This is a genomic window from Streptomyces sp. NPDC025618, assembly GCF_055558795.1.
In genome coordinates, this window is record NZ_JBVHLW010000013.1 from 89,710 (window position 1) to 102,220 (window position 12,511).

Here is a 12,511-nt window from a genome sequence, read left to right on the forward strand (position 1 = left end):
CCGCTCGGAGCGGCCCTTGCGGACGGGGACCGGGTGTACGGGGTCGTGTTGGCGAGCGGAACGAACGCGGACGGTCATACGGCCGGACTGGCCCTGCCCAACGCGCAGACACAGGGGGCGCTGCTGAGGCGGGTCCTCGACGCTGCGGGCATTGGCTCGGATGAGGTCGCGTACGTCGAGGCCCATGGCACGGGCACTCCGGTCGGGGACCCCGTCGAGTGCGAGGCCCTGGGGCAGGTGCTAGGCCGGCAGCGTGAACGCGGCCCGCTGCCGATCGGCTCGGTGAAGTCCAACCTCGGGCACTTGGAGGCCGCCTCAGGCGTGGCGGGGCTGCTCAAGGCCCTGCTGGTGCTGCGTGAGCGGAGTATTCCCCCAACCCTGCACGCCACGCCGCTCAATGACGCCATCGATTTCGCCGGCCTGGGCTTGGAACCGGTGACAGCCTCCCACGCGCTGCCCGCTGCCGGCACTGCCGTGGTCGGGGTGAACTCTTTCGGCTTCGGCGGGGCGAACGCGCACCTCCTTCTGGAGGCAGCTCCGGAGCCGCCGACGGAACCGCCGTCTCCGCCGGCGGACGTTCGCCGGTTGCCGCTGTTGTTGTCCGCGCGTACCCCACAGGCCCTGACCGCGGCTGCCGCCCAGTGGGCCGATTACCTGCAGGAGGGGCGGCCGGACGGCTTTTATGACGTGGGGTTCACGGCGTGGCGCCGCCGTGGCCGCCATCCGCAGCGGCTGGTGGTGCTGGCCGCCGACGCGGACGAGGCTGCGGGGAAACTGCGGGCGATGGCGGAGGGCGAGAACGCTGGGGGAACGGCACGGGCGACCGCGGTCGGCCACGGCCGGATCGGGTTCGTTTTCAACGGCAACGGTGCGCAGTGGGCCGGGATGGCCGCCGAACTCATCGAAACCGATGCGGACTTCCGTACGGAACTTGCAGTACTCGATGCGGAGTTGACGCCACTGCTGGGCTGGTCGGTGGCCCGGGAACTGGCCGGACCATCCGAGGCGCAGCGGTGGGAGCGCACGGAGGTCGCGCAGCCGCTGTTGTTCGCGGTGCAGGCCGCCCTGGTGGCTGCGCTGGCGGCGCGCGGCATCGAACCGGCGGCTGTGACGGGGCACAGCGTGGGAGAGGTGGCGGCGGCTTACTGCTGCGGTGCCCTGGACCGGACCTCCGCCTGCCGGGTGATCGTGGAGCGCAGCCGGGCGCAGGCGCCGACGGCCGGGTTGGGGCGGATGGCAGCGGTGGGGCTCGGCGCCTCCGAGGCCCGGCGGCTGCTGGCGGGCATCGACGGCGGGGACCAACTGGTGGTCGCCGGGATCAACACCGACCGCGACGTCACGATGGCAGGCGATCCTGCGGTCCTCGCTTCCCTCCAGGGGGAACTGTCCCGGAGGGAGGTGTTCTTCAAAGACCTCGGCCTCAACTACGCTTTTCACAGCCCGGTGATGGACGCCTTGCGGGACCCGTTGGCGAGGGCCCTGACCGGGCTGGAGCCGCGCGGTAGCCGGATTCCGATGTACTCGACGGTCACCGGTTCCCTTCTCGGCGGCGAGGCGCTCGATGCCGAGTACTGGTGGCGAAACGTGCGTGAACCGGTCCGGTTCGCCGAAGCCGTACGCGCCATGGAGGGCGACGGCGGGTGCGACGTGCTGGTGGAGGTCGGTCCGCATCCGGTCCTGGGCGGCTATCTGCGCCGCGTCGCGGGCGGAAAGGGTCGGCAGATCGCCGTCGTGCCCACGCTTTCCCGCAGCGGCGGCGGCCCGGGCGCCCTGGACAGCGTCCTGGCGCACCTGCTGGCGGCCGGCGCGCAGGTGGACGACGACCGGTTTTTTCCCCGGCGGGGGCGTGTGGTCTCCTTGCCGGCTTACCCGTGGCAGCGGGAGCGGCACTGGAATGGCGACCCGACGTGGTGGCGGGAGCCGTTCAGGGAGGATGGTGTTCCGGCCGTGGAACACCCGCTGCTCGGGGAACGGCAGTCCTCGTCCTGTCCGGCGTGGCAGCAGGAGGTCGAACCGCAGCTCGTGCCGTGGCTGTCCGACCACCGGGTAGGCGAAACCGTCGTCCTGCCCGCGGCCGCCTACGCCGACATGGCGCTCACGGCCGGCCGCCAGGTCTTCGGCGACGGGCCCGTGGAGGTCGTCGGTCTGTCCGTCGACAGGGCGCTGTCCGTGCCGGTGGACGATCCGACGCTGGACCTGCGCCTGCATTCTGTGCTCACCGCCGATGGTGCTTTCACCGTCGCCAGTCGGCCAGGGAGCCGCGGCGACTGGACGGAGCACGCCCGCGGGCGTGTACAGCGGCTGCTGCGCGAACAACCCCCGCCCCGCGACGCGGAAGAGATCCGCTCCGGTCTGTCCGGAACACTGTCCGACGACGAGCACTACCGGCTGTGTGCCCGCGCGGGTCTGCCCTACGGGTCGGCCTTCCGCGTCCTGACCGGCCTGCGAGTGGGCGAGGGCGAGGTGCTGGCCGAGTACGCCGCCACCGTCGAGACGGACGCACGGTACACGGCGCATCCGACAGTCCTGGACGGCGCGCTGCAGGCCGTCGCCCCGCTGCTCTCCGCTGTAGGCGACCGGCCGGTGGCATACCTGCCTACCGGCGTGGGGACGGTGCGTTGTTGGCGGCTGGCAGCCGACCGGGGACTGATCCACCTGAGGCTTCGGGAGATCAGCGAGCAAGAAGTCAGGTGGGATGTGACCGTCAGCACGGCGGACGGCGAGGTTGCCCTGGAACTGCTCGACTGCCGTGCCCGGCGCTTCGACGCCGCCCTCCCGCCCGAGCCTGTGGCGCTGGTCGAGGTGCTGCGGGCCGCTCCCTTGCCCGGCGCCCAGGACAGCTCTTCCCGCTTGCCGGGCCCGGTGGATGTTCTTGCCGCGTGCCGGGAGGAGGTCGCGGAGCTCATGGCCCGCTGGCAGGCCATCCCCTGCCAGGACTTGCACGCCCGGATCCTGGAGATCGCCGCACACTTCACGAGCGCGGCCGTGCGGGAGTTCCTCCCGGGCGTGTCCTCCTTCACCGTGGACGACCTGATCGTCGCTGGTGTCTCCCCGGCCCATCGCCGCCTGCTGGAATCGCTTCTGCGCCTGTCCGCGCGGCGCGGCGTCCTGGAAGAGGACCAGGGAGACCGGTGGCGTGCGGCCACGGCACCGGTTCCGGAGGAGCTGGTCGCCTCCGGACTGCGGGACTTCCCCGGGGAATCCGTGAGTTTCCACATCTATGGGGTGTGCGGTCGGAATCTGCCCGCGGTGTTGCGCGGTGAGACGGACCCGTTGGATCTGCTGCTCTCGGAGCCCGACGCCCTTGCGGCCCGGTTCTACGACAGCATGACGCTCACGCGGATGGCCCACCAGTTGGCCCGGCTCGTGCTGCGGGCGCTCGTGGCCCGCTGGCCGGCCGACCGTCCCTTGCGGGTCCTGGAGGTCGGTGCCGGTACGAGCGCGACGACAGCGGCCCTACTGCCCGAGCTGCCGCCGGAGCGCACACACTACGTGTTCACCGACCTGTCCTCGTCCTTCTTCCCCCAGGCCCGCGCACGTCTCGAAGCCTACGACTTCGTCGACTACCAAAGTCTCGATCTTGACGCCGACCCGGACGGCCAGGGCTTCGCGCCCGGCTCCTTCGACCTGGTGATCGCAGGCAACGTCCTGCACGCCGTCCGTGATCTCAAGACCGCCCTGGGCCGCGTGGCCCACCTGCTGGCCGACGGCGGACACCTGCTCACCACGGAACTCCACAACCATGACCTGCTGGTCCCGGTCTTCGGTCTGCTGGACTCCTACTGGGCTGTCACCGACACCGAATCGCGCCCACAGGGGCCACTACTGCCCTGCGAGACATGGCCGCAGGTGCTGGAGGACTGCGGCTTCACCGGCGTCACACAAATTGGCGCCGCCGCCGAATCCTTCCGCGGCGACGCCTCGGTCCTCCTCGCCGCGCGCGGCCCGCACACCACACGCGTGCCGCACGCCCTACCCACCGGGGCCACGGCCCGGCGCTGGGCCGTGACCTGCCTCGATGACCACGGCACGGGCCTCCTGCAGGCCGTGACCGACGCGCTGCGCGCCCACCACCCGCCGCACACGCCCAGCACCCTCATGGCTCCCGACGACCCGGCCCGGTGGGTGGAACTCCTGACCGGCACGGATGCCCCAGCCGGCATCGTCCTGCTGGCGGCTGAGGGCCGTGCCGCCTCCCCTTCGCAGACGACGGAACAGGCGGTGCGCTGCCTGGCGGTGCTGCGCGCCCTCGCCAGCGCCTGTGAGCAGACCCCTGCGGCGCTCAAGGTCGCGGTGTGGCTGGTCACCTTCGCAGCTGACGGCGGCGGTACGGACTGCCCGCCCTCAACGGCGGGCGCCGGGGCGGCCGCCTGGGGCGCGGCCCGAACTCTGGCCAACGAACAGCCAGGGATCGCCATCCGCAGGATCGCCCTCTCCGATGCCGGGCAGGGTACGGACAGCCTCGCGCCGCTGGCCGGTCGCCTGGTGACGGAGATGCTGTCCCCGACCGACGAAGACGAGGTCCTGCTCACCCCCGGCGGGCGGTTCGTGACGCGTGTCCTGCCACTGCCCCCGCCGCGCCAACCGTCCCTGGGCGCGGCGATGACTCCGTTCACCCTGGCTCTCCACCAGCCCGGACAGCACTACCGCCTCGAATGGAAGCCCGCGGCCGTTCCCGTCCCAGGCTCCGGTGAGGTCGTGGTGGAGGTCGCTGCCGCCGGGCTGAACTACCGCGACGTCGCCGTCGCCACTGGACTGGTGCCGTCTCTCCCTCTCGACCGGCGGCTGGACGCCGCCCCGCTCGGCATGGAATGCGCGGGCACGGTCACCGTCGTGGGCCCCGGTGTCACGACGGTGTCCGTCGGGGACCGCGTGGCCGGCACGGCCCTCGGCTGCTTCGGAACTCACGCTCTGGTTCGCTCAAGTGGTCTGATGCCCGTGCCGGCGACGATGACGTTCGCCGAGGCCGCCACCATGCCCGTGGCCTTCCTGACTGTCCATCACAGTCTGCACCACTTGGCCCACCTCACTGAGGGCGAGACGCTCCTGGTCCACAGTGCGGCGGGCGGTGTAGGGCTGGCCGCGCTCCAGCACGCCCGTAAGGTCGGTGCCCGCGTCATCGCTACCGCAGGCAGCCCGGCCAAACGCGACCTGCTGCATCTCCTCGGGGCCGACCACGTCCTGGGCTCCCGCAGTCTGCACTTCGCCGACCAGATCCAAGAGCTCACCGACGGTGATGGCGTGGACGTGATTCTCAACTCCCTGGCCGGCCAGGCCCTGATGCGTAGTCTGCGCCTGCTCAAGCCTGGAGGCCGGTTCCTGGAACTAGGCAAACGCGACTTCCTCGCGGACAGTTCCCTGCCCATGGCCCCGTTCCTGCACAACATCGCCTTCTACGGCATCGACCTGGCGCCTATCACAGACAGCCCACTGGGCGCCTCCCACCTGACGGCGGTGCGCGCGGCGATGGACGCGGGGGCCTACAGCCCCCTGCCTCATCGCACCGTTCCGGCCGCCCGCATCGACGAAGCCTTCACTCTCCTGCGGCACTCCCGGCACATCGGCAAGATCGTCGTGACCTTCGACGAACCGGTGCTCGTCCGCCAGCCGCGGATTCCCGTCTCTCTCGACGGGGACGCCACCTACCTGATCACCGGCGGTCTCAGCGGCCTCGGCGCGGCCACAGCGCGCCGCTTCGCCGCACGCGGCGCCCGCCATCTGACCCTCGTCAGCCGCCGAGGCACGGACACTCCCGAAGCCCCAGCCCTCCTCGCCGACCTGCGCTCGTGTGGCGTTCAGGTGGCGGCACACGCTGCTGACGCCGCCGACCCCCACGCCCTGCGCCGCATCCTGGCGGAGATCGATGCCACCGGCCGCCGCCTGGCCGGCGTCGTCCACGCCGCGATGGTCCTCGACGATGCCCCCCTGACCGAACTCACCGACGAGCGACTGCGCGCCGTCCTGACGCCCAAGGTGACGGCCGGACATCTCCTGCATGACCTCACGAGCGACCGGAACGTGGACTTCTTCGTCGTCTACAGCTCCCTCGCCGCGCTGACCGGCAACATCCACCAGTCCTCCTACGCCGCCGCCAACACCGCCTTGGAGGCCCTGGTACGCGAACGCCGACGGGCTGGGCTGCCCGGCCTGGCCGTTCAGTTGGGAGCCATCAGCGACACCGGATACGTGCACCGCACCGGCCGCGGGGCGGAGGTCGCCGCCCTGGGCCTCGGCGACCTCCAGGCCGGCGAAGCACTCACCGCCCTGGAACAATTGCTGGCACACCCGGACACCACCGTTGTCTCGGTCAGTCGCTTCGACGTGAGGAAGATGCACCGCGTCTTGCCGACAGTCGCGGCCCCGCGCCTGTCGGCGCTGCTGCCGGAGCCCGAGGAAGCCGGCGCCGACGAGAACCTGCGCAGGGCCCTGGCCGACGCCATCGAAGAAGAAGCCCTGCTCGTGCTGGAGGACGCCCTGACCGGGCTGCTCGCCCACGTCCTGCAGACCACACCCGAGCGCATCGACCGCGGTCGCCGCTTCGATCAGTTGGGCCTGGACTCCCTGATGGGCGTCGAACTCGCCGACCTGGTTGCCAAACAGCTCGGTTGCGGCATCACCGCCATGGAATTGGCCACGGCCGGCGACGTGACCGGACTGGCCCGGCGCATCCTCCCTCGGCTGCGCCACCACGCGACCCCCACTCCCTCACAGTGACCGGCACAGGAACCAAGTCACCCTCCGTAGGCCGACAGCACCCAGGAACCGCCATGGATCGCAGGAACCGGATGGCAAGCCCGCGATGCTCTGCTCCACGGGGCCCGGACGGGACGGCCACTCGCGACGACGTCACCACGCAGAAACGGGTGCCGGGCAGTGCCCTCGCTGCGCACACCCGGGCACCGCGGCGTCCGGGCACATCGGCGGTAACGGCGGTGGTGCTCTGATGACCGGGCGACGGGCCCGCCTGGCCGGGGCAGCCGTCCACCTGCCCCCGACCTGGCGGTCTTCCACCGAGACCGAACACAAGATCACCCATCTTTGTGACTCCGCGGCGGTGCCCGCACCCGGCTTCCTCCTCAAGACCACCGGAGTCCACGGCGTGCACGTCATGAACGACGACCAGGACACCTCCGACCTCGCCGTCCTCGCGGGAACCCAGGCCCTGGCCGACGCCGTGCTCGACCCGGACGACATCGACCTCCTGATCTTCGCCGCGGCCAGTCAGGACTTGAGCGAGCCCGCAACCGCCCACATCGTCGCGGCGAAGATGGGTCTCACCTGCCCGGTGTTCGACATCAAGAATGCCTGCACCAGTGTCCTCAACGCGATCGAGGTGGCCGCGGCGTTCATCACCTCCGGTTCCTATCGCACGATCTTGATCACCTCCGGCGAATGCCCCTCCCGGGTGGTCCGCTGGACCATCCCCACCAAAGAGTCCCTGGCACGGGCCCTGGCCAGTTTCACCCTCTCGGACGGCGGCGCCGCGCTGATCCTGACCGCAGGCCCCGACGGGCCGCAGGACCCGGGCGTGCTGCGCACCGTGTTTCACGCCCATTCCACCGCATGGCCACTGGCCACGATCGGCGGGGGTTCTCGCTGGCCCCGCGAAGGTTCATCGCTCGACGACGACGAACGCTATCCGCAGGTCGACGGCCCGGCACTCCACGCCGCCGCCTCGTGCCTGGCCGAGTCCGCCGCAGCCGCCACGTTCTCCGACAGGGGCCTGACGAGCGCGGACTGGTCAGCCTTTGCCATGGTCGGAGTCCACCAGATCAACGATTTCTTCCACCGTGAGCTCGCCGCCGCCTTCGCTATCCCACCGGGACTGATCGTGTCGACGGTGGCCCAGCACGGCAACCTCGGGGCCGCCACGCTGCCCCTGCAGCTTGTCCGCGCCCGCGCGCGCGGACAAGCCCGGCCGGGAGGTCTGGTCGCTCTTATCGGCGTCGGCAGCGGCATGAGCCTGGGCTACGTCGTCCTGAGACTGTGAACGCCGAGTCGGCCGGATACCAGGAGCCATGTAGCGGACGGCTCTGGTCCGGCGGGGCGGCCATGGCCGGCCTCGAAGCTGACCGGTGGCTCAGATTCCAGAATTCCATACTGCTGCGGTGACGTTGAAGTAGTGGAGGAACCGTGCATCCGCACTCGCAGGCCGACGAGCGCACCACGCTACAGCTGAACGACGACCGGTGCATGCCTGCCGCCGCCAAACACGGCAACTGCGTCGCCGCCTCTCTGTCCGCGCAACTTGTCAGGACACGAGAAGCCGATCCCATCGAAGCCGCAGACATGGTGGCAATGCTCGGCGTGTCCAACGGCCTGAGCACCGGCTGTGCCCTCATCCGCCGGGGACGCACATGAGCGTCCCCTCGACCGGCACGGCGCGCTCCTCAGTCCTTCAACAGTTGCTGCCCGGCTACCCCGGGCGCGAGCACTGGCGACTCGTGCCGGCGACCGCCCAGCACTACCTCGACCTCGGCGCGGGTAAACCGCTGCTGTTCCTGCACGGCAATCCGACCTGGAGCTATGCCTGGCGCGAGCTGCTTCCCGCACTTGCCCCGCATGGGCGCTGCCTGGCCCCGGATCTGCCGGGCCTCGGCCTGTCCCATCACCTCGCACTGCCACAAGAACCGGCAGCGCGCTATCAGGCCCAGCTGGATCATCTGGATGGCCTCTACCATCACTTGGTCCATCAGGAGGGGGTCCCTTCGCAGGGCTGGACGCTCATCGTTCACGACTGGGGCGGTCCGCTCGGCTTCGCCTGGCGGCTGCGCAATCCGGGCGTCGTCTCCCGCCTGGTGGTCCTCAACACCATCGCCTTTCCCTGGCCCGACGGCTACCGGCTGCCGTTCTACCTGCGCTGGATCAGGGACCACCGGCCCGTCGCCGCCGCTGTCCACGCAACCAACGCCTTCGCCTGGGCCGCGGTCCACGCCGGCGTCACCCACTCGCTCAGTCCCGTCGAACGGCGCGCCTATCTACTCCCTCACAGGTCCCGGAGCAACCGCCGGGCGATCATAGAGTTCATCCGCACCATCCCCCGGAACAACGCAGACGAGGTATGGCGGCTACTCGAACCGTCCTGCGAATCCGACGACTTGCGACGGACCCCGATGTTCATCGGCTGGGGCATGCGCGACCCGGTCTTCACCCCGATGGTCCTTGCCGAGTGGACTCGCCGCCATCCGCACGCCGTCGTCCGCCGCTACCCGGATGCCGGCCACCTGGTGATGGATGACGCCGGGGGCGAACTCGGCGTCCACATCCGGGACTTCCTGCAAGGACAGCGATGACCACCGCACAGGACAGCATCCTGGCCCGCCTGGTCCGGCTGAACGAGCGCCCCGAGGCGGACGCACTCATCCGATGCGCCGGCGCCCGCGCATCGCAGGCCATCACAGCGGCACAACTGCTGGACGGCTGCCGCCGCACCGCCGACGCCCTCCAGGCGACCGGAGTGCGGCGCGGCGACAAGGCCGTGGTCATGACCCGCGACGCCTACGAACTCCTCGCCGTCGTCTACGGACTGGCCGCACTCGGTGCTGTCCCCGTCCTGATCGAGCCCCGCGCCGAGGCGCGGCGCTGCCTGGAGGAGATCGGCCCCGGCATCTTCATCGGCGAGCCCCTGGCCCACGCCGGGCGGCGGGTACTGGGCTGGGGCCGCAGCCATGTCCGCACAGCCCTGGTCGCCGGCCGGCCCTGGCCCTTCCCCGGCCAGAACCGGCTCCTGGGCCAGAACCTGCCGCTGGCGATCGCTGACGGTAGCGGTCCGCCGCCGCTTGTCCCGGAGCCGCACGACGACGACCTGGCAATGATCGCCTTCACCTCCGGCTCCACCGGGCAGCCCAAGGGCGTGGAATACCGCTGCTCCACCCTGGCCGGGCAACTCACCGTCCTGACCGCCGTTCTGCAGCCCGAGGCCGACGACGTCCTCCTCTCCTGCTTCCTGCCGATCGCCCTGCTCGGCCCGCTGCTCGGCATGACCACCGTCGCACCGCAGGTCAACCACCTGGCCCCGGCACGCACACCCCCCAAACACCTCGTCGGCCCACTCCTGCACCACAAGGCAACCGCCATCGCCGCCTCACCAGCGATCCTCGCTCTGATCGCCGACCACTGTGCCCGCAACGGCCTGACGCTGCCCTCGGTCCGCCGCGTGCTGTCCTTCGGCGCGTCGTTGCGCCCACGGCTCGCCGAATCCCTGGCCAGAGTGCTTCCTGCCGAGGCGGAGATCCTCAGCGTCTACGGCGCCACCGAGTGCCTGCCCGTCTCGACCATCAGCGCCGGCGACCTGCGCAAGGTGCGCACGCAGCCGCCCCCGGGCCACGCCGGCACCTGCCTGGGTCGGCCACTGCCCGGCATCGAGGCGCGCATCCTGGACGCGGACGCCACCGCACTGGGGGAGATCGCCGTCGCAGGGCCCGTGGTCAGCCCCGCCTACCACGCACGGCCCGACGCCACTGCCACCGCCAAAACGGTCGCCGATGGCAAACTGTGGCACCGCACCGGCGACCTGGGACGCCTCGACGACGAGGGCCGCCTGTGGTACCTCGGCCGAAAAGCCCACCTCGTCAACGGCGAAGGCTTCACCCTCACCACGGAGGATGTCGAGACCACCGCCGACACCGCCCCCGGGGTCCGCCGTACCGCCCTGGTCGGCGTCGGCCCCGCCGGACGGCAGCAGGCAGTGCTCTGCGTCGAGCGCGGGCCCGGCGCACGCAAGGACGCAATCCTGGACGCGTTGCGTGCCGCCCTCGATAATCACCGGCACGGCCGCCGCATCGGCACAGTGCTGTTCCACCCCCGCTTCCCCACCGACATCCGCCACAACTCCAAGATCGACCGTGCCCGGCTCGCCGCCTACGCCGCCAAGCACATGGCAGGCGGCATCCGATGAAGGTCCTGGTCACCGGCGGCAGCGGCTTCCTCGGACAGGAGATCTGCCGCCAACTCGTCACCCGCGGCACCACGACCTCCTCCCTCAGCCGCCACCCCAGCCTCGCCATGGAAAGCCTCGGCGTCCGGCAACACCAGGGAGACATCGCCGATCCAGCCGCCGTCTCCCGCGCGCTCGCCGACTGCGACGCCGTCGTGCACAGCGCCGCTCTCGCCGGCGTCAGCGGTCCTCTTGTGCCGTATTGGAACACCAACGTGCTGGGCACCCGCAACATCATCGACCAGTGCCGCGCCCACGGGGTCGGCGCGCTCGTCTACACCTCGACCGCCAGCGTCGTCTTCGGGCCCGGCGGCCTGGAGAACGCCGACGAAGGCCGCCCCTACCCCCATCGGCACCTGGCCGCCTACCCACGCACCAAGGCGCACGCCGAAGCCCTCGTCCTGGCCGCCAACAGCCCCGACCTGGCCACCGTCTCCCTGCGCCCCCACATCATCTGGGGGCCCGGTGACCCGCACTTTGCCCCAGCCCTGGTACGCGCCGTACGGGCGGGCCGGCTGATGATGCCCGGCAACGGCACCAACCTCATCGACACCACCCACCTGCGCACCGCCGCCCACGCCCACCTGCTCGCCCTGGACCGACTCCAACAGGGCTGCCCCATCGGAGGCCGTGCCTTCTTCATCACCCAGGACGACCCCCGACCCCTGCGCGACATCACCGCACACTTCTTGCGCGCCGCTGGCCGGCAGGCCACCTGGTGCACGGTACCGCCTCCTCTGGCCTATGCCGCCGCAGTTGCCTGCGAGACCGTCCTGCAGCTGACCGGATACACGCGCACCCACGCGCTCAGCCGCTTCCTCGTCGCCGAGCTGGTGCACCCCCACTGGTTCAGCATCGAAGCCGCACGCCGCGACCTGCAGTTCGCACCACCCATCACCTTCGACGCAGGCATAACCGCACTTTCGGACACCGCACCACGGTAGCTCCGCACCTTCGGTGGCTTTCCTCAGCGCCTGGTCCAGCCGCGGAGCCCGTGCGGCGAGCAGTCCGATCACCTCCAACGCCCAGCGGCCCACCGTGGTCGCGGAGATGCGGTTGCCGCACGCCATGTCGGCAAGCCGCTGGTCATCGCGGAGAACGGTGAGGACGAACTCCGCGGTGCGGCCCCTGGCTGCAGGAAGGAAAACCCCCGGCCCACCTTGGAAGGTCAGCGGGAATGCAGCCACCAGGCAACAGCAGTCACCATCGCGCTCCCCGCTGCATAGGAGGCGCCCTTACTGCGGGGTCGGCTGGTCACCCGGGCGCGCGGAACGGTCTGTTGCCGGCGCGTGGTGATCAGCTGGCAGACCACCGGGTCGTCGTCCGCGGGCGACGGCAGCAAGGTGACGGTCTCGACCAAGAGCCCGGCCTGAACGCACAAGTCCTCCCACAGGGCGGGAGTGAGGACCTACATCGGGGTGGTCAGCATGCCCTCGTCGCCCAGGCGTACGTACGCCCTCGGGGCGCGGGCTGACGGTCGGGGACGGGCCGAGTCCGTCCTGGTTTGTGTCCAGCACCGAGAACACCAGGCGTCCGCCGGGACGGATGCGGGGAGTGAGGGCTAGGAGGAGCCGG

At 70.8% G+C, this 12,511-nt stretch carries 7 protein-coding genes; 6 read left to right on the top strand and 1 reads right to left on the bottom strand.

Going from position 1 to position 12,511, the window contains the following annotated elements; translation table 11 throughout:
* Window positions 1-48: 48 nt before the first annotated feature.
* The 6 genes from ACZ4A5_RS14630 (at window position 49) to ACZ4A5_RS14655 (ending at window position 11,880) form a co-directional block, all read left to right on the top strand.
* Window positions 49-6,714 (top strand): SDR family NAD(P)-dependent oxidoreductase, encoded by a 6,666-nt coding sequence (locus ACZ4A5_RS14630; protein WP_467582686.1) that lies wholly within the window; start codon window positions 49-51, stop codon window positions 6,712-6,714.
* 229 nt (window positions 6,715-6,943) lie between these two features.
* Entirely contained in the window at window positions 6,944-7,990 is a 1,047-nt protein-coding gene (locus ACZ4A5_RS14635; RefSeq protein ID WP_467582595.1) for a 3-oxoacyl-ACP synthase III family protein, read from the top strand.
* Window positions 7,991-8,133: 143 nt separating this feature from the next.
* Window positions 8,134-8,361 carry a 3-oxoacyl-[acyl-carrier-protein] synthase III C-terminal domain-containing protein gene (locus ACZ4A5_RS14640; protein ID WP_467582597.1) on the top strand — a complete coding sequence of 76 codons (228 nt, stop codon included), beginning with the start codon at window positions 8,134-8,136 and terminating at the stop codon, window positions 8,359-8,361.
* Window positions 8,358-9,293 (top strand): alpha/beta fold hydrolase, encoded by a 936-nt coding sequence (locus ACZ4A5_RS14645; RefSeq protein ID WP_467582599.1) that lies wholly within the window; start codon window positions 8,358-8,360, stop codon window positions 9,291-9,293. The genes ACZ4A5_RS14640 and ACZ4A5_RS14645 overlap by 4 nt, the downstream gene beginning before the upstream one ends.
* Complete coding sequence (locus tag ACZ4A5_RS14650) at window positions 9,290-10,897, top strand: AMP-binding protein (RefSeq protein ID WP_467582601.1); 1,608 nt, start codon at window positions 9,290-9,292, stop codon at window positions 10,895-10,897. Before ACZ4A5_RS14645 ends, ACZ4A5_RS14650 begins: the two co-directional genes overlap by 4 nt.
* Complete coding sequence (locus tag ACZ4A5_RS14655; RefSeq protein ID WP_467582603.1) at window positions 10,894-11,880, top strand: NAD-dependent epimerase/dehydratase family protein; 987 nt, start codon at window positions 10,894-10,896, stop codon at window positions 11,878-11,880. The genes ACZ4A5_RS14650 and ACZ4A5_RS14655 overlap by 4 nt, the downstream gene beginning before the upstream one ends.
* A 224-nt stretch (window positions 11,881-12,104) precedes the next feature.
* On the opposite strand, the gene ACZ4A5_RS14660 is transcribed toward ACZ4A5_RS14655, so the two are convergent.
* A complete protein-coding gene (locus ACZ4A5_RS14660; protein WP_467582605.1) occupies window positions 12,105-12,296 on the bottom strand; it encodes a hypothetical protein in 192 nt (63 codons plus the stop codon).
* Window positions 12,297-12,511: the final 215 nt, after the last annotated feature.